This window comes from Vibrio sp. HM8-C (assembly GCF_058630515.1).
The window spans coordinates 39,888-66,479 of the sequence record NZ_JBMMKS010000017.1; the positions used below are offsets into that span (position 1 = coordinate 39,888).

Below are 26,592 nucleotides of genomic sequence, written 5' to 3' on the forward strand. Positions count from 1 at the left end.
ATGAATAGTGCAGTTCAAGCAGAGCTTCTAGAGCTCGGTATCGAAGGTTACCTGAATCAACACCAACACAAATCGCTACTTAGATTCCTAACATGTGGTTCCGTAGACGATGGTAAAAGTACTTTGATTGGTCGTCTGCTACACGACTCAAAGCAAATTTATGAAGATCAACTAGCGGCAGTTCACTCTGACAGTCAGAGAGTTGGTACTACGGGCTCTCGTCCTGACCTTGCTTTGCTGGTGGATGGTCTGCAAGCAGAGCGTGAACAAGGGATCACTATTGATGTAGCTTACCGTTATTTCTCAACGCAGAAGCGTAAGTTCATCATTGCAGATACTCCGGGACACGAGCAATACACTCGCAACATGGCTACGGGTGCTTCGACCTGTGACTTAGCAGTTATCTTGATTGATGCGCGTAAAGGTGTTTTGGATCAGACTCGTCGTCACTCGTTTATCTCAAACCTATTGGGCTTAAAACATTTCATCGTTGCAGTAAACAAGATGGATTTAGTGGATTACTCACAGGATCGTTTTGAAGAGATCCGCGCAGAATATCTGGAGTTTTCTAAGCACCTACAAGGTGAAACCGACATTCAAATTATCCCTATCTCAGCTTTGGAAGGTGATAACGTTGTTGAAAAAGGTGAAAACCTTAACTGGCATCAAGGTCCGTCTCTTCTTGAGTTACTGGAAACCGTGGACATTGATCATGAGAAAGGCAGCGGTGAGTTCCGTTTCCCTGTGCAGTACGTAAACCGTCCGAATCTTGATTTTCGTGGTTTCGCGGGCACTATTTCCTCGGGTTCTGTCAGTGTTGGTGACAAAATTAAAGCGTTACCATCAGGAAAAACTTCGACAGTTAAACGTATTGTGACTTTCGATGGAGATTTGGATACTGCACAAGCTGGTTTAGCCGTAACCCTAACTCTGGCTGATGAAATTGATATCAGTCGTGGTGATCTCATCGTACTTGAGAATGCCCAAATTGAATCGACCAATCATCTACTTGCTGATGTGGTGTGGATGACTGAGCAGCCTCTAAAAGCGGGTCGTGAATACGATATTAAGATTGCAGGTAAGAAGAGCGTTGGACAGATCACGACGATTCGCCATCAGTACAACATCAATAACTTGTCTACTTTCCAGACCGAAGAGCTACCGTTGAATGGTATTGGTCTATGTGAATGGACCTTTAACGCACCTATTGCACTCGATAAATATCTCGATTGCGCAGACACCGGCGGTTTCATTGTGATTGACCGTCTGACTAACGTTACTGTTGGTGCTGGATTAGTTCGTGACAGTTTGCAAAACGTAGCGCAACAGCAAGGTGAGTTTTCGGCGTTTGAAGTAGAGCTAAATGCATTGATTCGCAAACATTTCCCGCATTGGGATGCGAAAGATCTTAGCCAACTGCTAAAGTCATAAAAGTCAGAACGTCTTAACATTTAGCATAGAGAAGGAAATGGTTATGGATTCTGCATCAAGTGTGAAAGACGAGAACGTCGTTTGGCATCAACACGCTGTAGATAAAAGCCTGCGTGCAGAGTTGAAACAACAAAAGCCAGCGGTACTTTGGTTCACAGGGCTTTCCGGTGCTGGTAAATCAACCATAGCTGGAGCGCTTGAAACGCGTCTTGCTCAGTTGGGATACCACACCTATTTACTGGACGGGGATAATGTCCGTCATGGTTTGTGTTCCGATCTTGGTTTTTCAGAGCAAGATCGTCGAGAGAACATTCGACGTATTGGTGAACTGGCAAAACTGATGGCGGACGCAGGGCTTATAGTTTTGACTGCCTTTATTTCACCTCACAGAGCTGAACGCCAGACGGTGCGCGATTTATTACCGCAAAGTGAATTTGTGGAAGTGTATGTGAATACTTCGCTTGAAGTGTGCGAGCAACGCGACCCAAAAGGACTTTACAAGAAGGCTCGAGCTGGAGAAATCGCCAACTTCACGGGAATAGATTCCGCTTATGAAGCGCCTTTAACGCCTGAAATTGATTTACCAGCGGGTGAAGAGAATATCGATACTTTGGTTGATTTGTGTATTGCCGAGTTGGCAAAGCGTAAAATCATCTTTCAATAGATGTTAGCTGTAACAAAAAAGTCAGGCGTAATGCCTGACTTTTTTATTTACACCGTGTGATGAATCGAACTCTTCACATCGGCATGTACCGTAAACTTCTGACTCAGCATAGCGACCACTTGATCGTAGTAATGCGAATTAGGTTTGTGACCTAGCAAGCGACAAAGCTCATTACCCGTAGGACTAAAGCGGTAGTAAAGCAATCTCACGCCTTTGGTTGACGCTTGCAATGATAAGTTCGTACCTTGATACGTAAGCAGCAGAGGTGGGTCTAGCTCAATCTCGCCAGATTCCAACTCAGTTGCGTGTACCAGCCCCAATTCAATTAACACCAACAAGCTGGAGTAGGGTAACTGGTGATTGCCGATATTAATCGTTGTAACGGAATCTCTTTTGCTAAGGCTGAATATCCCACTTGGCATTTTCATACCAAACAAAAGTTTTAAACTTGAATCTGTACCAAAGCTGCAAGCTAATGCCGCTGCTCGTTGCAGTATTTGCGCCTCTTTAGGGGTCATATCTTTTAGGATTTGTAGTGCTTTCATTGAGGTGAAACCCGGATTGGTGGTTTCACGCTTGAGCACTTGTGCCCAGAGACGTTGCATTGAAGAGTTGTGAATGTCTTGCGCCATGTCGAAAAAACGGTAAAGCCAGTCTTGGTCTGGGTCGCCTGCCGTTTCATTTCTACAAGAAACATGCGCCAATTTAACAATCTGCTCTAAGTTTTTCTGTTTTTGCGCTTTGATCTCTTGTTCACGTTTTAACGCTCGCTCTAACGGAGTTTTCTGTGGAGCGACTTTATGTAGCAGTGCATCAATACCATGCTGTTGGGCGATAGAGTAGATTCGACTAGCACTATCTTTAACATAGTTTGATTTTTTATCTTGGCTGTTTTCCATTGTGGCTTCGTGCTCAATCACAACAGGTTGATTCTGTTCGGCCATGGGGTTCCTGAGACTGCTTACAGACATGGAATAAAATGTACCCCGTAATATTAGCGTCGGCTAGTGAAACTATTGAATAATGTGCATAAATTTGCGCTACCACAAATGATAATAAGTTGTTAAAATTGTTATCATGCTTGTGAGGTGCTTATGAAGTATTGGAAAGATAATAGATTTAAAAAGCACCTGTCGACAGCTTTACTCTTTGCGGTATATGTATCGGTAATTGGATATTTATCTACCTATATTTCCTAGAGTTTAGTCACTAAACAGGTGCTCATTTATTTAACAAATTTTACATGTCATCGTATTCGGTAATTTCAGTACCTTCAATGACGTAGCCTGTGTCAGCCAGTTCAACGCTCATAGATTCTGTCTTGAGCGTTCCTATCACGTAAACCACATCCCAAAGTTGCTGGATTGGCGCACCTTGTGGAAATTTCACGTAAATAATCTGATTGGGTGGTGGTGGTGGCACGTGAATACAAGCGCCAAAATACGGCACCAATAAAAATTCAGTCACTGTATTTTCGTCCCCTTCTAAAGGGATAACAAAACCAGGAATTTTTACTGTGCTGCCATTGAGCTCAGGACGAACCGCACCCAATTGAGATTGTTTCGCCGGAGCATCACCATCATGATTTGCCGCAGGCATACCTTGCTGATTAAACTGGCTGCGTTCACTCTCTGGCACCAAATCAATCCAATCGAGGGTCAGAATATCTTCTGCGCTTTGTGCTGCTGCCGTAAAGGCAGGAACAAACACTAACAAAAAACTTAAAAGCAGTTGTTTCATATTTTCCTATTTGTTTTAAGACGTAATGGATTTACCACACCACGCATTACAGATGAATGCATTTACAGTCTAATAGTCATCCCATCGCTGAGAGACTGTCTGTAAGCTCTGATTGCCGGAATGAATCCAATCAAAATGCCTGAGATTTGCACATAAGACAGTAGCTGCCATTCATAACGAGTAATCCCGTTAAGCTCAATTTGAATCCCATACTGGTTTTCAATAAGTGGCGCCGCGATGCCTAATAAGCCATACAGACCCACAAGACCAACAACAATTCCGAGTAAAGTTAAAACACTCGCTTCACTGACTAATAGGGAGAATACATGTTTTGGTCGCGCTCCCATAGCTCTAAGAATCGACATTTCTCTTCTACGCTCTTGTAAGCTGGTTAACAGGCTACTGAGCATACCAAGCAATCCGGCAATAACGACAAATATCGACACTGCCATTAACGCCTGTTCAGCCACAGACATCATCCCCCACAATTCATGTAGGGCTACGCCGGGCATAATGGCGCTAAGAGGCTCTTTTCGATACTCGTTAATTTGTCTTTGCAGAGCGAAAGTTTGAATTTTGGACTTTAATCCGATCATCATTGCCGTGATCTGTTTAGGCTCAAAATCGCGGTGTTCTAATTCTGCTTTATCTGGTGAATTACCTAAGTGTGCTCCTGATTCCCAGCCGACATGAATCGCTTCAATTGCTTGTAGAGAAACGTGTACGGTTTTGTCGACGGGAGTGCCTGTTGGTGCAAGAATGCCGACCACTTTGAAAGGTAAGTTGTCATGGCGACTGAATCCCACATCACTTATCCCATGAGCGATGATGATTTCACTACCAATGTGATAACCCAAATTTTTGGCTACATCTGAGCCCAAGACGGTTTCGAATAAGCCATGGAACTCTTTACCTTGTGAGAAAGTAAGTGGTTGCTTACTTCCATAGCGGAAGTGTTCAAAATAACTTTCGTTGGTTCCCATGACTCGGAAACCTTGGTGTGAGTCCCCCAAGGAAATAGGAATTGCCCATTTTACGGACTTATGTTGGCTAAACTCCTGATAGCTTTTCCAGTCGATATTATTGGTGGCATTACCAATACGAAATACCGAGTAAAGAAGCAGGTTTACTTGCCCTGAACGACCACCGACGATTAAATCTGTTCCTGAGACAGTATTAGCGAAACTACTTTTCGCTTGAGTACGAATTCGTTCAACGCCCATCAGCAGAATAACGGAAATCGCGACCGTCATAATGGTTAACAGAGCGGTTGTTTTTCGATTGAGTAAGCTTTTCCAAGCCAAGCTTGCAATGACTTTCATTGTTGGCCTCCTGCTTGGTTAAGTGTTGGCAGGTGTATAACTCTCTTAAAGAGACTTTCCAGCGTGGGATCGTGGCTAACAAATACCATTGTTGAACCAACACGGTTGGCTTCTTCCATTAATAGTTCGATGAAAGCGCTGCGATTGTCGTAATCGAGAGCTGAAGTCGGCTCATCGGCGATAACAATTTTGGGTTCACCGATTAATGCTCGAGCTGCTGCAACACGTTGCTGCTGACCGATACTAAGATCTATCACTGGCTTTGCGCGTACAGATTTCGGCAAATGCAGTTTATCTAATAGATCATTAGCTCGCTCGGTAAGTGAGCCAGAGACATTATTTTTGCGTTGATTTGAAAACTGGCAAGGAAGAACAATGTTTTCAATCACTGATAGGTATGGCAACAAATTGAATTGCTGAAAAATATAGCCAATATTGTCGGCGCGAAAGCGATCCCTCTGGCTGGAGGATAGTTGGGTGAGATTGCTACCTAGTAGCTGCACTTCACCTTGTGTCGCCGCATTTATCCCAGTCAACAAACTGAGCAGAGTAGACTTACCACACCCGCTTGGACCTTTGATGAACACGTGCTCATTAGCCATTACACTTAACTTTTTAATATCAAGCGTCGCACTATCGCTATTAGGCCATTGAAAAACGACATTATTGAGTTCGATTACCGGAAGGGGTAAATCGAGTTGATTACTGGACATCACTGCTCCCTATAAATAATGGGTAAGTAAGTGCTTACCCATTTTTCTAGGCCTACAAAAGAAAGTTTACAAAGGCATGTTTACCAAGAAAAGTTACAAAGAAATGATGGCTTTGCTTGGCTTTAATTCCAGTGCGGTTTGCACTTTGTCTGTCAGCAAATTCACGTCGATTTCTTGAGTTGCAGGGAACAATGTGAACCATTGAGTCTCAATTTGGCTTAGTTTAGAGATGTCATCACAATGGAAGCTGTACTGTACAGAGAATGAACCATGTGAGCCGCCTTCTTCATGCTCATGACCTTCGTGTGAATCATGGTCATGTTTTTCGTGGTCATCATGGTCTTTATGGTCATGGTCAGCATGATCGTCGTGTCCTTCGTGGTCATGACCCTCATGCTCTTCGTGTTCTCCACCCAAATTGTGTTTAACGTTGGCACTTTCAATATGGCATTTCGCAGCTGGTGACAAAGTAAATACAGCGTCAGCTTGACCCAAAGTTTCTAACGCTTTAGCAAGAACAGTGTTTTGCTCGTCATTTTCAGGAGCGTGCTCAAAACCGACAACATCGGCACCTGGTGCTGTGATTTCCATCAGCAAATCGTGACCGTCTTGAGCAATATTCAATTCAACATGGCCATGAACATGGGCTTCATGTTGACGAAATTCTTCCTGAGCGAAAGCGGTAGTGGTTAATGCTGCAGTGATGCTAAGTGCTAATAGTGGTTTGTTAAACATTGGAAACTCCAAAATAAAAAATAGTAAATTCAGTAGTAAATGGTTTTAAACGTGAATGATTACTTTGGAATTGGTGGTGAACGTGCAAGATACGCCAGATACAGAATTGAAATGCTAAATGGTTCTGTAATTGGTTCGAGGTAGTTATGAGATATCCAAATGGGTAACTCAGGAAGATGCTGTGCTAACGCATGACTTGCACAGGAAAAAAGTTCGCAATGATGTTCACTGTGATGAGCAGGAGAGGCATCTAACTGGTGATCAATGAATGCAATGTTTAGCCATATCATCAACAAGATAGCCGAAAAAGCGACTACCTTAGCTTTAATACGAAATGAGTGAAGGCTAGACAACATTGACATAATAGAGTTGAAATTAAGAATTGTTATAATATAACACTAAAAAAATCAGGCAAGTGATGATTGAGGTAAGAAGCAGAAATCTTCTCACCTCAATGTGACAGAGAAATTAAAGTGACACTTTTACCAGTTCAAGCACTTGTTTGATTTCCTGTTCGTTTAGGGCTCCTTCTTTAACGAACAGAACCTTACCCAGTTTGTCTTGAACGATGATTGCAGAAGACTCAGGTTTTAATTCCCAGCCTATCGCGACATTGCCTGACTCATCTAGAACAATCGATGACCAAGGAAACTCCAGTTTACTGTCTTGTGCTGAAGACTTAACAAAAGATCCCGTTCCCCAAATAGCATCATCTTGATTAATGATGGTCGTTGTCTGGTACTCTTGTTCAGGGAAGTGAGCGGCGGTAATCGCTGCCATTAGGTCTGCATTCATTGCTTTTGCAGCGCTGCGACCAGCGATGGCTTGAATGATGCGAACCTTACCTTTCATTTGTTCGCTATTCCAAGCTTGGAATGCAGTTTCTTTACCTTCAACCAGTATTTCACCGTATTTATCGACTTTCACATTTGGCACAGAACTATCTAGTTGAATGTTGTGTGCTAATGCGATCGCTGGAGAGCAAGCGAAGATAAGCGGCAGTAGTGCTTTCATTTTCATGTGTTTGATTCCTTTATTATAAGCTCTGAAGGTATAGCACAGAAATTTCAGTACATTTTAAAGAGACGTAAAAATTGCAGGACTGAGCCTGCAATTTTAGTTTTATAGGTTTAAGTGAGTGATTACTGACTCAAGCTTGGTGGGAAACACACGCCTGTGCCGCCCAATCCACAATAACCTTCTGGGTTTTTAGCAAGATATTGCTGATGGTATGTTTCAGCAAAGTAGTATGGGCCTGCAGGCAAAATCTCTGTCGTGATTTGCGCTTTCTCTTGTTCTGAAAGCAGTGCTTGGTATTGGGCTTTACTCTGTTTAGCAATCTCTAGTTGCTCATCGTTGTAAACATAAAGAGCAGAACGATATTGAGTACCTAGATCACCACCTTGACGCATACCTTGTGTTGGGTCATGGCGCTCCCAGAAGTGGTTGAGCAATTGCTTTAGTGATAGCACGCTAGGGTTGTAAATCACGCGAACGACTTCAGTGTGGCCAGTATGACCTGTACATACTTCTTCGTAGGTTGGGTTTAACGTAAAGCCGCCTGAGTAACCTACAGACGTCGACACCACACCTTCAATCCCCCAAAACAAGCGCTCCGCGCCCCAGAAACAACCCATGCCGATTAGGATCTGCTCTTCACCTGCTTTTGGTTCTGCACTTAAACTTGTTTGATTGACAAAGTGAGTGTCTTCGACCGTCATTGGCGTATCGCGACCTGGCAGTGCGGTTTCTGCTGTAACCATAGTTTGTTTGTCTAACATGGGACTTCCTTTGTTTTAAAAGCTGGGGTTGAAAATGCAGGCTTGCGATGATTATTTTTTAATTAAATAGCTATTGGCCTGATAATTGACTGATTTCATACAGACTATTATGAGCATTGGCGGTATGATTTCACTATTGCTCAACAATAAGCCTAGTATAACGACGCCATAATTAAGCATGAGACGAAAATCATTACCAGTGCTATTCGCCGCTTTACTCTTTTCTGCTTCTTCTTTCGCCAAAGTGAGCTTGGAGATTGATGGCTTAGATTCAGAGCTAAAAGATAACGTCGATGCTTATCTCTCTTCGATTCCAGAATCTGATTATTCTGTTCAGTTACGTTTCCAGTCTCGTCTGCAAAAAAATATTGTGGAAGCGCTCAATGCGCTTGGCTATTACCATCCTCAAATCAGTTTTGAAGTGAAAAATTCGGGTGAAGTGCTCGCTGTTCATGTGTCCGCTGGAGAAGTGACTCGATTGGAAGTCGTGGACATTGTGATTACTGGCGAAGCGGAAAAAGACCCTGATTTTTTACGAGTGATTAGACAAAGTGGCCTCAAGCAAGGTGAGCCTCTTAATCATGGTAAATATGACAGCTTGAAATCTTCACTACGTAACTTAGCGCTGCAAAAAGGCTATTTCAACGGTACTTATATCACCAGTCGTCTGGAAGTAGCTCCCGAACTTAATCAAGCTTTTGTGCGTATGCATTACGATAGTGGAATCCGCTACCAATTTGGTTCGACGAGTATTTCAGGCAGCCAAATTGATGAGAATCGCGTGGCGTCATTACAACCCTATAAGAAGGGTGATCCTTATTTGGTATCTAAGGTTGGAGAACATAACCAGAATCTGTCTAACACCGAATGGTTCTCATCAGTGTTTGTGGAGCCAGATCTAAGTAACTTAGATGGTGGGCGTGAGCTGCCAATGAAAGTGTCGCTGTCGCCGCAGTCACGGAATCAGTTTGAAACCGGTATGGGTTATTCAACCGACGTTGGCGTGCGAGGTACTTTTAAGTGGAAGAAGCCTTGGATTAACTCGCGTGGTCACAGCTTTGATAGTAGTTTTTCCATTTCTGAGCCTGAGCAGTACATTACTGCCGGTTATAAAATCCCGCTGGACGATGTACTGCATGAGTACTATCGAATTCAATATGGTTTGAAAAAGGAAGACAGCAACGATACTCAAAGTTTGGAATCAAACTTAGCGTTGGAAAGACACTGGTTAGCGGATAGTGGTTGGCATCGTACTATGTACATTCGCTATCTCATTGAAAATTATGAGCAGGGTTTGCTTGATGACGTCGGTCAGTTTGTTTTGCCGGGTTTCACTTTTAGCCGAACCAGAACCCGAGCTAACGGCTCTCTGATCACTTGGGGTGATAAGCAGACTGTCACCGTCGAGTATGGTTCGGATTCGTTTGTTTCAGAAACCAATGTGGTTCGAGTTCTCGCGGGTACTTCTTGGATACGCACGGCTGGTTTGAATCATCGTGGTGTATTTCGCATGGGTGGTGGTGCTAACTTTGTTGAAGATTTCGATAAGTTACCTCCGTCTCTACGTTTTTTTGCCGGTGGTGATAACAACTTGCGTGGTTACGACTATGAGTCGATTTCGCCTCTGGATTCCAGCGGTGCACTTGCTGGTGCCAAATATATGGCAACAGGTTCTGTGGAATATCAATACCGTTTAACCGGTAACTGGTGGGGTGCCGTATTTGTTGATGGTGGCGATGCGTTCGATTACACACCGCGATGGAAAACTGGTACGGGTTTTGGTATTCGTTGGGTGTCTCCCGTTGGTCCACTTCGTCTCGATTTTGCATGGGGGCTTGAATCTGAACCGGGTGAACGTTTCCGAATCCACTTCTCATTAGGGCCTGAGTTATGATTAAACTGGCTCTAAAGTGGAGTAAATGGATATCTATTGGGTTGATAGCACTAACTGTAATACTGGTGCTGTCCATCGCTGGACTTCTTTTTACTAATACTGGATTAAACTTCGCTTTGTGGGGTGTAAACAAATTCGTTCCACAACTTGAAGTTAAATCTACTTACGGCTCGCTATTTCCAAGATTCACCTTAAATGATGTGCGCTTTGTCGATCCTACTTTGAACATGGATATGCAGTTACAAAGTGCCACTCTGGCTATTAATGCGAACTGTTTTTTAGAGCCTTCAGTGTGTATTAATGATGTCAGTATTTCGGGTTTGAAATTTTCATTGCCGTCACTGCCAGAATCCGAAGAGGTTGAAGAAGATGTGAATTCAGAGCCTCTGACAAACATCACAACCCCTGTGCCTATCCGTCTTAATCGTCTTACATTGAATGATATTGAACTCGATATCTTAGGTAATCGTATTGCTTGGCAACATTTCTCTACTCAAGCTTCGTTCCAAGGCAACAACCTTACTATCGGCAAGACTTCGTTAAATCATATCGATGTAACTCTGGCTGAAAACGAAGATAACTCGACCACGGAAGCGGTGAACCCAACGTCTGGCGCTGAGTCTAAAGCTATTGAGTTACCTGATGTGCTCATTCCGCTCAGAGTTGATTTGTCGCGTTTGGACATTAATCATTTTACTCTTCATCAAGCTACTCCGGTGGTCGTGAATCATCTGGGACTCAAAGCCAAGGCATATCAATACGATGTATCAGTCGATACTTTGGAATTGGATATGCCAGAGGTGGATGCACAATTAAAAACCAAGGTAAAACTCAAAGATACCTATCCACTCTCTCTAGAGCTGATATCGAAAGTCAAAATGGAACAAGCGAAAGGGCAATCACTTAGTTTGAAAGCCTCGGGCAGTGTGGCTGATTTAAACTTAGAGGCTGAACTAGCCGAACTGGCGCAAGCGAGCATTAAAGCCAAGCTTCAACCGTTGGAACCTCAGCTTCCTTTTGATATCGACATAAAGAACCTGCATGGACAATGGCCCCTTGTTGGTAAGGGTGACTACTTTGTGGATGCAAGTCATCTCTACGCCAAAGGCTCGTTAGAGCACTACCAACTTGGCTTAGTTGGAAAAATGAAAGGCAAAGATCTCCCTGATATAGAGTTGGAGACCAAAGGCGAAGGTAACTTAAGTGAAATCGCTTTAACCCATATTCAAGTAGATACGCTTGGCGGGCGCACTCTCGGTGAAATCAAAGCGAATTGGGATGGACCGATTCGCTGGCAGGCAAAACTGGATTTGAATCAAATTCAGCCCGGCCTTCAATGGCCAGAAGCAGAAGGCATTATCAGTGGTGAAATAGAAACGTCTGGTGAGTTGACATCCCAAGGTGGTTGGATAGTCAAAGTACCTAAGTTATCAGTTGATGGTCTTGTACGTGATTATCCACTGCATCTACACGGCCAGATTGATGCTTCCGATGTTTCAGGCAAAGGGCAATTTGAGGTGAATACTCAGGGAATCAATCTTGCCCACGGCCCAAACAAGATCACAGCGAAAGGTAAGTTAGACAAAGAATGGCGCATGTCACTGTCATTGAACTTACCGGATCTGTCAAAAACGGTTCCTGAACTAAAAGGTAAAGTCATTGGTGATGTACTGATGCGTGGAGCAATGAAGGAGCCACAAATCAAATTGTCACTTGATGCTGATTCTATTGCTTGGCAGCAAGATGCCAAAGTAAAGCACATTACCTTGACGGGTAATGTAACTCCTTTGCCAACACCACGAGCAGATATACGTCTTAAGGTGAATGACGCTGCTTATCAAGAGCAGTTAATCAACTCGGTGGTCATGCATTTTAGTGGCGAGCAGAAGATGCACGAACTGACTCTGGATGTTAAGTCTGACCTAGTATCAACGAGTTTGAATATTCAAGGTGCTTTAACGGATAAACCTTCACTGGTGTGGGACGGTCAACTCAACCGTATGTCACTAGAGACTGAGCAAGGTGTCTGGACGCTTGATAAGCCGACGAGTATCGATGTGGATGTTGAAAAACAGAATGCAACGTTGGCTGCTCACTGTTGGACTCAGGCGGGGTCATCGGTGTGTCTGGAAAAATCGTCAACAGTGGGCGAGAGTGGTGAGGTTCAGTTATCTGTTAATCAATTCGATTTCTCTCAAGTTAAAGCATTTGTACCAGCCGATACCCATGTGAATGGTGAAGCGAATGCAAAAGTATGGGCAAAATGGCAAGCGAATCAGCCACCGCAGGCTAAAGTGGAATTGAGTTTACCCAAAGGTTCCGTGATACAGGATTTAGAACAGCCTTTAAAGGTGGGTTGGGATAAAGTCTCTGTACAAGCGTCTTTGATTCGTAACCGTCTACAAGCTTATTGGAATGTAGATATGACAGACAATGGCGACTTGTCTGGAAAAATTATCATTGCCGACGTAACAAAAGAAAATAAACGAATGGAAGGAGACCTAAAGCTTTCCACGTTTAACTTAGACTTTCTCTCGCCGCTGGTTGGAGAATATAGCTCGCTGAAATCGGACATAGAATCTGACCTTAAATTTAAAGGCGATATGCTTCATCCTCAAATAGAGGGTGTGGTGAGTATTAGTGATATTCAGGTCAAAGGGGATATTTCACCAGTTGAAGTAGAATCAGGGAAAATGACTTTGTACTTCACCGGTTATCAAGCAAATCTCAATGCCAGTGTGTTAACTCAAGATGGTGAGTTGCAAATTACAGGCGATGCCGACTGGCAAAATCTAGACGATTGGAAAGTCAATAGCCACGTGTTTGCTAAATCCTTGCTGGTGGACATGCCGCCTATTGTAAAAGTGAAAGTTGTACCGGATTTAACACTGAACATGCAGCCAAAATTGGCTAAAGTTACAGGAAATATTGTGCTTCCGTGGGGGCGTATTGTTGTAGAAGAATTGCCACCAAGTGCCGTAAGTGTGTCGAAAGATCAGGTACTGCTCAATGAAGATTTAACGCCAGTCAGTGAGCAGAATTCGCTGCCATTTGATATTGAAACGGATGTGACCATTACCATCGGTGATGACTTTAAGCTCAAAGCTTTTGGTCTTGAAGGCGGGTTAATTGGTCGAGTAAACGTGGTGCAAAAAGACAAAGGTCCTTTAGTTAACGGTGAGATTAATATCCAAGACGGTAAATATCGATCTTTCGGTCAGGATTTGATTATTCAAGAAGGGAAGATCTTGATGAATGGGCCAGTTGATCAACCTTATCTGTCTATTAAAGCTATCCGTAACCCAGATAATACCGACGATGATGTGATTGCTGGTGTTCAGGTAACAGGGCCTGCAAGCGAGCCTCTTGTTACGATATTCTCAGAACCGAGCATGCCTCAAGCGAATGCTCTGTCATACTTACTACGTGGACAAGACCTAGATAGTGAAACTGGTGGAGATGCAATGACAACCGCGTTGATCGGTTTGAGTTTAGCGAGTAGCGGTAAAGTAGTGAGTGAAATCGGCAGTGCGTTTGGTGTACAAGATTTGAAATTAGACACTGCTGGCTCTGGAGACGATTCTCAGGTTACTGTAAGTGGTTACATTCGACCTGGGCTGCAAGTAAAATACGGCGTTGGTATTTTTAACTCGGTAGGGGAGTTTACAGTCCGCTACCGTTTAATGACTGATTTATATGTGGAAGCGGTATCTGGCTTAGATAGTGCGGTTGATCTGTTATATCAATTTGAATTGAATTGAATTGAGCCCTGTTGCCACTGAGCATCTAGTATTTGCTTAGAGGTATATCTTAAGGAGAAGTGAGTGCAACATTTAGTTTTTGTTTACGGCACTTTACGCCAAGGAGAAAGCAATCATAGCTTTTTGGTGAATAGTCAATTGTTGGGCCAATATGTTACCAAGCCAGAGTATGCTCTTTATGACCTTGGTCCTTATCCGGGCTTAGTCGATGGGCATCATACGATCTCTGGTGAAGTGTATCTGATTGATGAAGAGACACTAGCAAAGTTAGATATTTTGGAAGATGTTCCGGTGGAATATCGCCGAGATACGATAGAAACGCCTTTTGGTACTGCGTGGATATATATCTATCAAGAATCGACCTCACAAGAGGCGCTCATTGACTCTGGAGACTGGTGTCAACGAGTGTAAAGGATTGCTTTACTCTCTTTTACAGTAACAGTACGGAAAAATACATTAGTTAAACCTAATATATAGACGGTTACTTGATAAAGGAGATATCCCATGAAAACGCAATGGTTAGCAGCGGTAGCAGTAGCGATTCTTGCTGGTTGTAGTGCACAGCCTGATACCACATCTTTTACATCAGCAGATTGGCAAGCATACGGTTATGAAGAAGGCGCGGCAGGTCGTATTCAAATGACTTCAGTCAGCGGTGACAATGGCGCGTACACCCAAGGATATGAATTGGGTCGTCAAGAGTACTGCGAACAAGATGCTTTTGAACTTGGTAAATTACAACGTCCTTATCGTGGTGTTTGTGACACTGTGAACCCTGATTTTCGATCAGCTTACATCGAAGGAACTTGGTGGGATCACGGCGTAGACATTTCTGATTAATGCATTCTTCAGCCAATAAAAAAGCCAGCAATAAGCTGGCTTTTTCTATTATTCGTTTACAACGATTATTTTTGTTGTGCACGTTCGTATGAAGTTTTGATCTCTTCGCGAGCTGCTGCTGCGTCTTCCCAACCTTCAACTTTAACCCATTTACCTGCTTCAAGGTCTTTGTAACGCTCGAAAAAGTGAGTGATTTGTGCTTTTAGAAGTTCAGGTAGATCGTTCACATCTTGAATGTGGTTGTATTCTTTAGATAGCTTTTCATGCGGTACAGCAATTACTTTCGCATCTTCACCAGACTCATCGCTCATTTTAAGCACGCCAACTGGGCGGCAGCGAATTACTGAACCAGGCATTAGAGGGAATGGAGTTGGTACCAATACGTCTACTGGGTCACCATCTAGAGATAGAGTGTGGTTCACGTAACCGTAGTTACATGGGTAGAACATAGGAGCAGACATGAAACGGTCTACGAATACAGCGCCAGAATCTTTGTCTACTTCGTATTTGATTGGATCTGCGTTAGCTGGGATTTCGATGATAACGTAGATATCGTCAGGAAGAGATTTGCCTGCTGGCACATTGTTTAAGCTCATTAAAGGTTTCCTTTTCGTTAGCCGGACTTCAAGAATCAAGACTTATTGTTATACATGTTATGCGTGGGCTATAAACGGCCACTGCATAGCAAAGGCTAGAGTTTACCCGCAAATGCGGCGATCCCCAAGCAAACCTAAGTCTAATTGATGCAATTGTAGGTTAAAAATTGTGTAATTGACTGATGAAAGAGAGATAAAAAAGCGCCAATGTGAGGCGCTTTTCTGTAAGTGATTGCTTTTTGTAAGTGATAGGTATCAGTCTGGGTAATTCTCTAGAAACTCTTCGACTTTGTTAACCATATTCGGACTACCAACAAAGAAAGGTACACGTTGGTGTAGCTCAGTTGGTTTGAGATCCAAAATGCGATTTTTACCATCAGAGGCGATACCGCCAGCTTGTTCCATCAAGAATGCAATTGGATTGCACTCGTAAAGAAGACGGAGTTTGCCGTTAGGGTGGCTCTCAGTACTTGGGTACATGTAGATACCACCTTTCAACAGGTTACGGTGGAAGTCTGCTACCAAAGAACCGATATAACGAGATGTGTATGGACGATTGTCTTCAGGCACATTTTCTTGGCAGAACTTGATGTATTTTTTCACACCTGTTGGGAAGCGAATGTAGTTACCTTCGTTGATCGAGTAAATCTTGCCGTTTTCAGGAATGCGCATATTTTCGTGCGACAAACAGAAAGAACCGATTGAAGGGTCATAGGTAAAGCCATTTACACCATTACCTGTGGTATAAACCAACATGGTTGAAGAGCCATAAATCACGTAACCAGCGGCAACTTGTTTGTGGCCTGGTTGTAAGAAATCTTCAGCCGTTGGTGGACCTCCAACTGGAGAGATGCGGCGGTAAATTGAGAAAATAGTACCAACCGACACGTTCACATCAATGTTTGATGAGCCGTCTAGAGGATCCATCAAAACGACGTATTTTGCGTTTTTATTTAGGTCCTTATTGAAGGCTACTGCTTCATCTTCCTCTTCACTTGCTACACCACAAACTTGGTCACGAGCTTCTAATGCTGCTTTAAATTTGTCGTTGGCATAAACATCTAGTTTTTGCTGCTCTTCACCTTGCACATTGTCTTGACCAGATGCACCAGTGATATCAGCAAGACCAGCCTTGTTGATTTCTCTGTTTACAATCTTTGCCGCTAGACGAATAGAAGCCAGTAAGGAGGATAGTTCACCACTTGCATGGGGGAAGTCGTGTTGTTTCTCAACAATGAACTCACCAAGGGTGCGCATCTCAGACATGTTATTTCCTTAACACTATATTTTTCGGGGGGATTTTAGTGGGGCTGTGAGGTGTTCTCTTACGGAACTTCATAGACACGCGCGCCCGCAAAGAGTTTAGGTCTTTTATCTTTTTACGGGTACTGAACTAACTGTTTGAGATCTCATTTTTTATGTCGACATATTACAAATTACATTGCTCTGATCTTCGATGCTCGCTTTTACGATGCGAATGAGCATAATGGGAGCCAATACAATAAAGCGTGAAGAGATTAAGCTCTATGCATATTCATATCTTAGGAATTTGTGGCACTTTCATGGGGGGCGTGGCGATGTTAGCGCGTCAATTAGGCCATAAAGTTACCGGTAGTGATGCCAATGTTTACCCACCGATGAGCACAATGCTTGAGTCGCAAGGCATCGAAATTATTGAAGGTTTTGATACGTCACAATTTGAGCCAAAGCCTGATTTGGTGGTGGTTGGCAACGCTATGAGTCGTGGAAACCCTTGTGTTGAATATGTGCTTAACAACAACTTGCGCTATGTTTCAGGTCCTCAGTGGCTACAAGAGTTCCTTCTGCATGACCGCTGGGTATTAGCCGTATCGGGTACACACGGAAAAACGACCACATCCAGCATGTTGACATGGGTACTTGAACACTGCGGATATCAACCGGGCTTCCTTGTTGGTGGTGTACTGGGCAACTTTGGTATCTCTGCTCGTTTAGGTGAAAGCATGTTTTTCGTTGTGGAAGCTGATGAATACGACAGTGCTTTTTTCGATAAGCGTTCTAAGTTCGTTCATTACCATCCAAGAACACTAGTTATGAATAACTTGGAGTTCGATCATGCTGACATCTTCGATAATCTTGAGGCGATCAAGCGTCAATTTCATCATTTAGTGAGAACCGTTCCTGGCAATGGTCGTATCTTTGCACCTGTGCAAGACGAAGCATTAAAGGATGTTTTACAGCGTGGTTGTTGGAGTGAAACAGAGTTCAGTGGTGACAATGCGGAGTGGCAAGCAGAAAAAATCACCAAAGATGGTTCTCAATTCCATGTTTTATTTAAAAACACACGCGTTGGTACGGTGAACTGGGATTTAGTCGGTGATCACAACGTCAGCAACGCTCTTATGGCAATTGCTGCAGCAAGACATGTGGGAGTGACTCCAGATTTAGCTTGTGAAGCGTTAGGGCATTTTATTAACACCAAACGTCGCTTAGAGCTGAAAGGTGAAGCTGCTGGGGTGGCTGTGTATGACGATTTTGCACATCATCCAACAGCGATTGAACTGACTTTAGATGGCTTGCGAAATAAAGTAGGTGAAAAGAAGATCATTGCTGTCTTAGAACCGCGCTCTGCCACAATGAAGCTTGGTGTGCACAAAGAAACTCTTGCGCAGTCGCTCCATGCTGCTGATTCAGTTTATTTGTTCCAGCCAGCCACAATTCCTTGGTCGGTGACAGACGTAGCAGAGCAGTGTGCACAACCCGCTCAGGTTAGCGATAATATTGATGAGTTCGTTGCGATGATTTGCGCTGAAGCACAAGCTGGTGACCAAATTTTGGTGATGAGCAACGGCGGCTTTAACGGTATTCACGATAAATTGCTTGCTGCACTAAAAGCAAAACAGTAAAGAGTTTGAATGATATGAACCCAACAAAAGCAATTACATTAGCGTGGACGGGAGCGTCAGGTGCACCCTATGGTCTACGTTTGCTGCAATGCTTACTCGCGGCAGATTATACCGTGTATCTGCTGATATCCTCTGCTGCACGCGTTGTACTCGCAACGGAGCACAACCTCAAATTGCCTAGTGGCCCTGAAGCTGCGAAAGCGGCGTTAGTTGAGCATTTGCAGTGTGATGCAAACAAACTGATTGTTTGCGGTAAAGAGGATTGGTTCTCGCCAGTCGCTTCAGGTTCAGCTGCGCCAAAACAGATGATTGTTTGTCCTTGTTCTACGGGCAGTGTTGCGGCTATTGCACACGGCATGTCGGACAATCTTATTGAGAGAGCGGCTGATGTGGTAATGAAAGAGCGCGGACAATTACTGTTAGTGGTGCGAGAAACGCCATTCTCTACTTTGCATCTAGAGAACATGCACAAGTTATCGCAAATGGGTGTCACCATTATGCCTGCTGCTCCGGGTTTCTATCATCAGCCTAAATCTATTGATGATCTGATTGATTTTATGGTCGCTCGAATTTTGGATCATTTAGGTATTGAGCAAACTCTTGTGCCGCGCTGGGGGTATGACCAGCGCATATAAGTAGCATATCTACACGTTTACATTTACAATCCACGTTACTCACGGGGGGCTAACCATTCATCAAATGAATGGCGCTGAGATCAAGCTGAGCTTGGGACCCGCAGTCCATTATTATTTTAATAGTGGTATTTACCTGAACCAGATAATGCTGGCGTAGGAATTGAGTTGGGAATGTTATAACCGAATCACGGATTATTCTTGTCCTCCCTCAAGCCTGTCAGCTCTGAGGAGAGCGAGCCTTGAACATCAAACTTTCTGCCATTGCTTTGGCAACTTTATCGTTTATTACCACATCATCTAGCGCTGCCGATAACACGCTAACTGTCTATACCTATGACTCATTCGCTGCAGAGTGGGGACCAGGTCCTGCTATTGAAAAAGCATTTGAAGCACAATGTGGCTGCGATTTGAATTTTGTCGCTCTGGATGATGGTGTTTCTATCTTGAACCGTCTGCGTTTAGAGGGCGATAAAACCAAAGCAGACATCGTATTAGGTTTAGATAACAACCTTATGGTCGAAGCGAAACAAACGGGTTTGTTAGCTTCACATGCCGTGGACACCAAATCACTTCAAGTACCAAATGGTTGGAGCGACGATACTTTTGTCCCTTATGACTATGGTTACTTCGCATTTGTTTACAACAAAGAGAAACTGGCGAATCCGCCAAAAAGCTTAAAAGAGTTGGTTGAAAGCCGCGATGATCTAAAAGTTATTTATCAGGATCCGCGTACTTCAACTCCGGGCCAAGGTCTGTTGCTGTGGATGAAATCTGTCTATGGTGATAAAGCTACTGATGCATGGAAACAGCTAGCGAAGAAAACGGTAACGGTAACCAAAGGTTGGTCCGAGTCTTATTCAATGTTCTTAAAAGGTGAATCAGATTTGGTGTTGTCGTACACGACTTCTCCGGCTTATCACCTGATTGCGGAAAATGACGCACGTTTTGCTACCGCTGATTTTGCAGAAGGTCATTATATGCAGGTTGAAGTAGCGGCTAAGGTTAAAAGCAGTCAGCATCAAAAACTTGCCGATGAATTCATGAGTTTCATTTTGAGCAATGATTTCCAATCAGTGATTCCAACTGGGAACTGGATGTACCCAGTGACCAATACTGAATTGCCAGAAGGCTATGATTCATTGTCTGTTCCACAAAAATCTTTAAGCTTTAGTGCAACAGAAGTAGCCCAAGAGCGTAAAGCTTGGATTCGTGAATGGCAAAATGCTCTAACGTTCTAATGTATACAGTTTTTAAGGTTTGAGTGAGTTTGAACACTGTTCCTAAAATTGGCATTGGGGTCGCGATAGCCGTCGCGACCTTTGTCATTTCTGCACTTTGTGCTTTGCTTCTTCATGCGCCTAGCCTGAACTTTGTGCAGGTTTGGCAAGATCCGTTTTATCGCCATGTGACTCAGTTTAGTTTTTACCAAGCGAGTCTCTCTATGTTGCTGAGCGTTGGATTTGCGATTCCAGTTGCCCATGCGTTATATCGAAGACGTTTTTGGGGCAGAAGTCTGCTTATCAAACTCTTCGCAACCACACTTGTGCTACCTGTTTTAGTTGGTGTGTTCGGACTATTGGCGATATATGGCAACAGCGGAATATTAGCTGAGGTACTGGGGTGGTTTGAACTGAAGCTGCCATTTTCCATTTATGGATTAAACGGCATTTTACTTGCGCATTTCTTTTTCAACTTACCTTATGCGAGTCGCTTATTGCTGCAAGCATTGGAATCGATTCCTGAAGAGCAACATAAGCTCTGCGCACATTTGGGAATGAGCCACTGGCATAAGTTTCGTTGGGTGGAGTGGCCCCGCCTTCGTCAACAGTTGCCACATGTTTGTGGATTAGTGTTTATGTTGTGCTTCACCAGTTTTGCCACTGTGATGGCTCTGGGAGGAGGACCTAAGTCAACCACCATAGAGCTTGCTATCTACCAAGCGATCAAGTTTGATTTCGATCTTCAAGCGGGGGCGCTGCTGGCACTGTGGCAGATCATTTTGTGCAGCATTTTGTATTTGTCGATTCAGCAACTGGCTAAGCCAGTTGCTGTAACGGCGGGTAATGTCGCGACTTCACACTTTATTAGTCGAGATTCATTCAAAGCACGTTGTTGGGATTGGACATGGATACTGTTTGTTATTGCGCTTGTCGTTCCACCTTTGCTAATGGTGGTGTTAAGCGGCATTAATACGCAGGCTTATGCAGTATTAACTGATAGCAAATTCTGGTACGCGTTTTCAGCATCCATACAGGTAGCTTTACTGGCTTCATTGTTTGCTTTGATAGCTGGGATCGCCATTCTCATCACAACAAGATTTTGGCGTATCCGTTATCAAACAACAAAAGCAACCGCGCTTGAGTTAACAGGAACCATCATTTTGGTGACGCCGGGATTGGTGGTGAGTACCGGACTATTCTTGCTGCTGCGTAGCTTTACCGATGCATTTAGTTTTGCGTTTTGGGTTGTCGTGGCGGTGAATGCTTTGATGGCGCTGCCTTATGTTCTCAAAACGCTAGCTCAACCTATGCTGCACATTGAACAGCAATATCAGTTTCTTTGTGCATCGTTAGGCATTCGCGGATGGCATCGGATAAAGTTGATTGAAGGAAAAGCGCTGAGTAAGCCAATAGCGCATGCTTTTGCCATCAGTTTTCTGCTTTCAATGGGTGACCTTAGTGCAATCGCACTGTTCGGGAGTCAAGATTTCAGAACACTGCCACTGTATTTGTTCCAACTGCTTGGCAGCTATCAAATGGGATCAGCTGCGGTGGTGTCACTGACATTACTCATCATGAGCGTTGGTTGTTTTGCTGTGATTGAAAAACTGTTTATTGCTCATTCTTCTCGAGGTCGTGAATGTTAGTTTTAGAAAACGTACGTTATGAATATCACAATGAGTGGTTTGAGTTTTCTCTGAATGTGCCTCAAGGCGCTATCGTGTCTTTGATGGGACCTAGTGGTGCTGGTAAATCAACACTACTCAGTTTAGTTGCAGGATTCATCGAACCTAACAGTGGTGAAATGCGTGTATCAGAAGAGTCGCTTCTAGGTAAGGAATCTTATCAACGCCCATTTTCGATGCTGTTCCAAGAACACAATTTGTTTGCTCATCTGACTGTGCGTGAAAATATCGCGCTCGGATTAAATCCAAGCTTGAAATTAACCGCTCAACAGAAAGCGCTTGTTGATACCGCCGCAAAACAAGTCGGAGTGGATGAGTATTTAAATCGCCTTCCACAAAGTCTCTCTGGTGGGCAACGACAAAGGGTGGCACTTGCTCGCTGCTTTGTGCAACCTCATCCGATTTGGTTGCTCGATGAACCATTCTCGGCATTAGATCCGTTGTTACGTGAAGAAATGCTCAATTTGGTAAAACGCTTAGCCGCTGAGCGAAATATTACGGTGGTCATGGTGACTCACCATTTGAGTGACGCTAGAGCGATAGCCTCACATTTCGCTTTTTTGGCTGAAGGGAAAGTGCAAGTTTTTGACCAAGTAGCAGCCCTTTCATCGTCGCATCCTCATCCTCTGCTCAGCGACTTTGTTAGAGCCGGAGAATAATAAAAAGCCTCACACAATTAGCATTGGTGAGGCCTTTTTAATACAACAAATAGAGTTACAAAATTGATGTGTCGTTATGCTCTTTAAGCACTTGGAAGATTTCACGAGAAGCTTTTGGTGGCTTGTTGCCTTCTTTCTCTTTCTTCGCTTGGCGAGCTAATTGACGTAGACGCTGGCGATCCATATCTGGATATAAGTCCATTGCGTCGTTAATTGCGTCATCACCTTGCTCAACGATACGGTCACGCATCTGTTCAAGTTTGTGTAATACCGCTGTATTTTGTGAGTGCTTGTTACGTAACTTGTCCAGTGCCGCTTGGATTGGCTCAGGATCGATGGTACGCATCATTTTACCGATGTATTGCAGTTGACGACGTCTAGCTTCCATGTTGAAACGTTGCGCATCTTTGATCGCCAGTAGCAGATCTTCAGGCATCGGGATTTTTGATAACTGTGATGATTTCAAACCAACCAGTTCTTCACCGAGCTTTTGCAGCGCAGTCATGTCATTTTTCATTTCGGTTTTACTAACCCAAATGATCTCCTCTTCCTCTTCCCAAGGAGCTTTTTGGTTTTTACGTGCCATTTTCTTCAACTATTGAGGTGTATATGTCAGCTATTTTAGCAAGAATCGTGGGGAGAAAGCGAAATTCTTGTTACTCTATAGCTAAGTAATTATTTCGAAAGCTCAATAGTTGGATGAGATATGGATGTAAAACAGCAAGTCGCTATGCAGCGCACCGAACTTGAAGCCGCAGTAGCTAAGGCTTTAGAGATGGCATCAGCCAGTGCAGATGCTGCTGAAGTTGCCATTACAAAGAGCACAGGATTAAGTGTTTCTACTCGTATGTGTGAAGTAGAGAACGTTGAATTTAATAGTGATGGTGCTTTAGGTATCACAGTCTATCGTGGGCAGCGCAAAGGCAGTGCTTCTACCTCTGACCTAAGTGAGAAAGCAATTCAGCAAACGGTATTAGCTGCATTGGATATCGCGAAATACACTTCAGAAGACCCATACTCTGGACCAGCACCTAAAGAAATGATGGTCAAAGAGATCCCTGATTTAGATCTATTCCACCCAAATGCGATTGATCCAGACAGCGCCGCCAAGATTGCCATTGCCGCTGAACAAGCGGCACTGAATGCTAGCGACAGAATTAAGCAAAGTGATGGTGCAAGCTATGACAGTCACTATGGCGTTAAAGTGTATGGTAACAGCCATGGCTTATTGGGCAGTTACGCATCTAGCCGACACAGCATCAGCTGTTGCGTGATTGGCGAAGGTAAAAATGGCGAGATGGAGCGCGATTACAGCTATACGGTTGCACGCCATTGTGATGATTTATGGGCGCCTGAATTGGTTGGTAAAGAAGCGGCGGAGAAAACCGTTAGCCGATTGGATGCGCAAAAACTTAAAACAGGAAAATTCCCTGTTATGTTTGCTGCAGATGTTGCGACAGGCTTATTAGGGCATCTAGTAATGGCGATCAGTGGCGGCAACTTATACCGTAAGTCATCGTTCTTGCTTGACCACTTAGGAAAACAAATTCTACCAAGCTGGTTTAATGTGTCTGAGCGTCCTCATATCCTACGCGGCCTTGCTTCAAGCCCGTTTGACAGTGAAGGGGTGAGAACTGTTGATACAGAAATCATCACTGATGGTGTGTTGTCTACTTACCTTCTGACTAGCTATGCGGCAAGAAAAATGGGTATGACACCGACAGGTCATGCTGGTGGAATTCACAACTGCTTCGTGAAATCGACTGGTCAGAATTTTGAGCAAATGCTAAAAGAGCTAGGTACTGGTCTGCTAGTTACAGAAGTGATGGGGCAAGGTGTTAACGTTGTTACTGGTGACTATTCCCGTGGAGCTGCAGGTTTCTGGGTTGAAAACGGTGTGATTCAATACCCTGTTTCTGAAATTACTATTGCTGGCAATCTGAAAGATATGTTCAATCAGATTGTGGCTGTGGGTAGCGATGTAGAGACTCGTTCGCAAATCCAAACAGGTTCTATTTTACTAGAATCGATGAAAGTGGCTGGCGAATAGCCAATTTACATTTCAGAACGAGACATTGAGATACAAAAAGCGCTGATGAAATATCAGCGCTTTTTTCATGTTTGTTTTTCAGATAAACAAGTCTTTCAGATAAACCGTCCCTTCAGATAAAAAGGGTAGCTAAACCTAAAAATACGGATAGTCCGACGACGTCAGTGATGGTTGTGAGTGCCATACCGCCAGCTAAGGCTGGGTCGATGTTCATCTTCTTCAGAATGACCGGAATCATTACGCCAGCGACGCCTGCAACAAAGAGATTGGTCATCATCGCGGCAGAGATAATGCCACCTAGCATCCATTCTCCTTTCCATGCCACGACAATAGCACCAATGATCAGTGCCCACAGAATACCGTTTAAAAAGCCGATAGAGGCTTCTTTGAGTAGCAATTCGCGCTTGTTACTGTCACCGATGTGACCTAAAGCTAAACCGCGAATCACCAGTGCTACCGTCTGGTTGCCTGCCACACCACCCATTGAGGGCACGATGGTCATCAAAACGGCAATCGCTGCCATTTGATCGAGAGTCGCTTCAAACATGTTCGATACCGATGCTGCCGCTAGAGCGGCTAACACGTTTGCACCAAGCCAGATACTGCGTTTTCGCGCAGACTTAACTACAGGAGCAAAGGTATCTTCATCGTCGTCCATACCTGCCATACTCATCATTGAGTGCTCAGCGTCTTCACGAATAACGTCAACCACGTCATCGATGGTAATACGACCGACGAGGTGTTGGTTCTCATCCACAACAGGGGCTGAAATCCAGTTACGACGTTCGAACAAACTCGCAATGTCGGAATCTTTGGTATCGACTTTAATCGCTTCGTCAGCGTCTTCCATAATATCTCGGACGGATACATCGACTTGAGCTGTGATTAGCGCAGTTAAAGATAGGTGACCAATTAAACGACTTTCGTCATCGATAACGTAAAGCGCATCTGTTGCTTCTGGTAGTTCACCTTTCATTCTCAGGTAACGTAAAACAACATCCACATCAACATCACTACGAATCGTAATAACGTCGGTGTTCATCAAGCCGCCAGCGGTATCTTCCGGATAAGAAAGCGCGGTTTCGACACGATGTCGATCCGCAGCATCCATTTGAGCAAGAACTTCGCGAGAAAGATCGTCAGGTAAGCTACGAAGTACGTAGGCCACATCATCGGTGTCCATGCCTTCTGTGGCTTCTGCCAACTTCTCCGGCGCCATTTTCGATACTAAAGCATCTTTGACGTCTTCGTTTAGTTCATCAAGAATTTCACCGTAATCTTCAGGATCGGTCAGTTGCCACAATACATTACGTGCTTTGCGAGGCGAGGCTTCAAGTAGGTGTGCAATATCTTCCGGTTCCATGTCTTGTAGTTGTCTACGGACATGGACGAAGCGACCATTATCTAATGCTTCTGTGATTTCTTGGAGGGTGTTATGTGCTTGGTCAAACTCGATTTGCTCGGCCATGGCTTCCTCCTCGTGATTGAATACTTACAATGCGCAGAATATTAACTTAATTCTATGTCTTATTTAATAGTAACTTGCTGGCAAAGATTAATTATTTGTGTGCGTATAACTTTCTCCTGACATTGAAAAGGCTAATTCTATTCATGTCGTGGATGGAGTTATTGAGATTGGAGATTTTATAGATTGAATTTATCCAAAATGGTTCAGATATTTTCTCTGAGGAAGTTATTCTTCCTCGTCGAACTTGTCTTCAATCAGATGGCAAACTGCATCTAAAGCTTGTTCTGCTTGAGAACCTTCTGCCGAAATAGTCACGTTCTGACCTTGGGCTGATTCAAGCATTAATAGTCCCATGACGCTATCGGCTGTAGCTTCTTTACCTTCTTGGCTTTGGATCGTTAACACAGCATCAAAGGATTGAGCTAACTCCACTAGCTTGACTGCCGCTCGAGCGTGTAAACCAAGGCGATTTTGGATAAGAACGGTGCGGCTAGCTTGTGGCATAGGGAATCC

Annotated in this window: 25 protein-coding genes; 12 read left to right on the forward strand and 13 right to left on the reverse strand. The window is 43.8% G+C overall.

Features of this window, described 5'->3' with window-relative positions; translation table 11 throughout:
- On the forward strand, positions 1 to 1,431 hold the full coding sequence (gene cysN / locus ACOSVQ_RS17310) for a sulfate adenylyltransferase subunit CysN (RefSeq protein WP_491983705.1): 1,431 nt from the start codon (positions 1 to 3) through the stop codon (positions 1,429 to 1,431).
- Between the two features lie 43 nt (positions 1,432 to 1,474).
- The gene (gene cysC / locus ACOSVQ_RS17315) at positions 1,475 to 2,095 is read left to right on the forward strand and encodes an adenylyl-sulfate kinase (protein WP_491983706.1); all 621 of its coding nucleotides are present in this window, start codon (positions 1,475 to 1,477) and stop codon (positions 2,093 to 2,095) included.
- Between the two features lie 47 nt (positions 2,096 to 2,142).
- On the opposite strand, the gene ACOSVQ_RS17320 is transcribed toward cysC, so the two are convergent.
- The 8 genes from ACOSVQ_RS17320 to msrA all read right to left on the reverse strand — a co-directional run bounded on the left by ACOSVQ_RS17320 (position 2,143) and on the right by msrA (position 8,386).
- Entirely contained in the window at positions 2,143 to 3,039 is an 897-nt protein-coding gene (locus ACOSVQ_RS17320) for a TIGR03899 family protein (protein ID WP_491983707.1), read from the reverse strand.
- A 295-nt stretch (positions 3,040 to 3,334) separates the two neighbouring features.
- The gene (locus ACOSVQ_RS17325; RefSeq protein WP_491983708.1) at positions 3,335 to 3,835 is read right to left on the reverse strand and encodes a DUF3299 domain-containing protein; all 501 of its coding nucleotides are present in this window, start codon (positions 3,833 to 3,835) and stop codon (positions 3,335 to 3,337) included.
- Between the two features lie 62 nt (positions 3,836 to 3,897).
- Positions 3,898 to 5,157: an ABC transporter permease gene (locus tag ACOSVQ_RS17330; RefSeq protein WP_491983709.1), complete on the reverse strand. Its 1,260-nt coding sequence runs from the start codon at positions 5,155 to 5,157 to the stop codon at positions 3,898 to 3,900.
- A complete protein-coding gene (locus tag ACOSVQ_RS17335) occupies positions 5,154 to 5,870 on the reverse strand; it encodes an ABC transporter ATP-binding protein (protein WP_491983710.1) in 717 nt (238 codons plus the stop codon). Before ACOSVQ_RS17335 ends, ACOSVQ_RS17330 begins: the two co-directional genes overlap by 4 nt.
- A gap of 93 nt (positions 5,871 to 5,963) precedes the next feature.
- On the reverse strand, positions 5,964 to 6,605 hold the full coding sequence (gene zrgA, locus ACOSVQ_RS17340) for a zinc uptake protein ZrgA (RefSeq protein WP_491983711.1): 642 nt from the start codon (positions 6,603 to 6,605) through the stop codon (positions 5,964 to 5,966).
- A 59-nt stretch (positions 6,606 to 6,664) separates the two neighbouring features.
- Positions 6,665 to 6,967, reverse strand: coding sequence for a DUF2607 family protein (locus ACOSVQ_RS17345; RefSeq protein WP_491983712.1), 303 nt, complete (start codon positions 6,965 to 6,967; stop codon positions 6,665 to 6,667).
- Between the two features lie 106 nt (positions 6,968 to 7,073).
- Positions 7,074 to 7,625, reverse strand: a complete 552-nt coding sequence (locus tag ACOSVQ_RS17350; protein WP_491983713.1) for a YtfJ family protein — start codon at positions 7,623 to 7,625, stop codon at positions 7,074 to 7,076.
- 122 nt (positions 7,626 to 7,747) lie between these two features.
- Positions 7,748 to 8,386, reverse strand: a complete 639-nt coding sequence (gene msrA, locus ACOSVQ_RS17355) for a peptide-methionine (S)-S-oxide reductase MsrA (protein ID WP_491983714.1) — start codon at positions 8,384 to 8,386, stop codon at positions 7,748 to 7,750.
- A 178-nt stretch (positions 8,387 to 8,564) separates the two neighbouring features.
- Between msrA and tamA the strand changes: the two genes are divergently transcribed.
- The 4 genes from tamA to ACOSVQ_RS17375 all read left to right on the forward strand — a co-directional run bounded on the left by tamA (position 8,565) and on the right by ACOSVQ_RS17375 (position 14,881).
- Positions 8,565 to 10,280 (forward strand): autotransporter assembly complex protein TamA, encoded by a 1,716-nt coding sequence (tamA, locus tag ACOSVQ_RS17360; RefSeq protein ID WP_491983715.1) that lies wholly within the window; start codon positions 8,565 to 8,567, stop codon positions 10,278 to 10,280.
- Entirely contained in the window at positions 10,277 to 14,041 is a 3,765-nt protein-coding gene (tamB, locus tag ACOSVQ_RS17365) for an autotransporter assembly complex protein TamB (RefSeq protein ID WP_491983716.1), read from the forward strand. The genes tamA and tamB overlap by 4 nt, the downstream gene beginning before the upstream one ends.
- Positions 14,042 to 14,104: 63 nt before the next feature.
- Positions 14,105 to 14,452, forward strand: a complete 348-nt coding sequence (locus ACOSVQ_RS17370) for a gamma-glutamylcyclotransferase family protein (RefSeq protein ID WP_491983717.1) — start codon at positions 14,105 to 14,107, stop codon at positions 14,450 to 14,452.
- A 93-nt stretch (positions 14,453 to 14,545) separates the two neighbouring features.
- Positions 14,546 to 14,881: a DUF2799 domain-containing protein gene (locus ACOSVQ_RS17375; RefSeq protein WP_491983718.1), complete on the forward strand. Its 336-nt coding sequence runs from the start codon at positions 14,546 to 14,548 to the stop codon at positions 14,879 to 14,881.
- 65 nt (positions 14,882 to 14,946) lie between these two features.
- On the opposite strand, the gene ppa is transcribed toward ACOSVQ_RS17375, so the two are convergent.
- On the reverse strand, positions 14,947 to 15,477 hold the full coding sequence (ppa, locus tag ACOSVQ_RS17380; RefSeq protein ID WP_042485295.1) for an inorganic diphosphatase: 531 nt from the start codon (positions 15,475 to 15,477) through the stop codon (positions 14,947 to 14,949).
- 255 nt (positions 15,478 to 15,732) lie between these two features.
- Positions 15,733 to 16,743 carry a class 1 fructose-bisphosphatase gene (fbp, locus tag ACOSVQ_RS17385; protein WP_491983719.1) on the reverse strand — a complete coding sequence of 337 codons (1,011 nt, stop codon included), beginning with the start codon at positions 16,741 to 16,743 and terminating at the stop codon, positions 15,733 to 15,735.
- A 260-nt stretch (positions 16,744 to 17,003) separates the two neighbouring features.
- On the opposite strand from fbp, the gene mpl reads away from it, so the two are divergent.
- The 5 genes from mpl to thiQ all read left to right on the forward strand — a co-directional run bounded on the left by mpl (position 17,004) and on the right by thiQ (position 22,561).
- Positions 17,004 to 18,362: a UDP-N-acetylmuramate:L-alanyl-gamma-D-glutamyl-meso-diaminopimelate ligase gene (gene mpl, locus ACOSVQ_RS17390; protein ID WP_491983720.1), complete on the forward strand. Its 1,359-nt coding sequence runs from the start codon at positions 17,004 to 17,006 to the stop codon at positions 18,360 to 18,362.
- Positions 18,363 to 18,376: 14 nt separating this feature from the next.
- Positions 18,377 to 18,997 carry a flavin prenyltransferase UbiX gene (locus ACOSVQ_RS17395; protein ID WP_491983721.1) on the forward strand — a complete coding sequence of 207 codons (621 nt, stop codon included), beginning with the start codon at positions 18,377 to 18,379 and terminating at the stop codon, positions 18,995 to 18,997.
- A gap of 239 nt (positions 18,998 to 19,236) precedes the next feature.
- On the forward strand, positions 19,237 to 20,235 hold the full coding sequence (gene thiB / locus ACOSVQ_RS17400; protein ID WP_491983722.1) for a thiamine ABC transporter substrate binding subunit: 999 nt from the start codon (positions 19,237 to 19,239) through the stop codon (positions 20,233 to 20,235).
- Positions 20,236 to 20,264: 29 nt separating this feature from the next.
- Positions 20,265 to 21,863, forward strand: a complete 1,599-nt coding sequence (thiP, locus tag ACOSVQ_RS17405; RefSeq protein ID WP_491983759.1) for a thiamine/thiamine pyrophosphate ABC transporter permease ThiP — start codon at positions 20,265 to 20,267, stop codon at positions 21,861 to 21,863.
- Positions 21,857 to 22,561 carry a thiamine ABC transporter ATP-binding protein gene (thiQ, locus tag ACOSVQ_RS17410; RefSeq protein ID WP_491983723.1) on the forward strand — a complete coding sequence of 235 codons (705 nt, stop codon included), beginning with the start codon at positions 21,857 to 21,859 and terminating at the stop codon, positions 22,559 to 22,561. The genes thiP and thiQ overlap by 7 nt, the downstream gene beginning before the upstream one ends.
- A gap of 55 nt (positions 22,562 to 22,616) precedes the next feature.
- On the opposite strand, the gene yjgA is transcribed toward thiQ, so the two are convergent.
- Positions 22,617 to 23,147 carry a ribosome biogenesis factor YjgA gene (yjgA, locus tag ACOSVQ_RS17415; RefSeq protein WP_491983724.1) on the reverse strand — a complete coding sequence of 177 codons (531 nt, stop codon included), beginning with the start codon at positions 23,145 to 23,147 and terminating at the stop codon, positions 22,617 to 22,619.
- Between the two features lie 120 nt (positions 23,148 to 23,267).
- Here yjgA and pmbA point away from each other — a divergent pair, with 120 nt between their 5' ends.
- Entirely contained in the window at positions 23,268 to 24,611 is a 1,344-nt protein-coding gene (gene pmbA / locus ACOSVQ_RS17420) for a metalloprotease PmbA (RefSeq protein ID WP_491983725.1), read from the forward strand.
- Between the two features lie 112 nt (positions 24,612 to 24,723).
- Here pmbA and mgtE read toward each other — a convergent pair whose 3' ends face one another.
- Positions 24,724 to 26,079, reverse strand: a complete 1,356-nt coding sequence (mgtE, locus tag ACOSVQ_RS17425) for a magnesium transporter (RefSeq protein ID WP_491983726.1) — start codon at positions 26,077 to 26,079, stop codon at positions 24,724 to 24,726.
- Between the two features lie 225 nt (positions 26,080 to 26,304).
- Complete coding sequence (locus ACOSVQ_RS17430) at positions 26,305 to 26,583, reverse strand: HPr family phosphocarrier protein (RefSeq protein WP_491983727.1); 279 nt, start codon at positions 26,581 to 26,583, stop codon at positions 26,305 to 26,307.
- Positions 26,584 to 26,592: the final 9 nt, after the last annotated feature.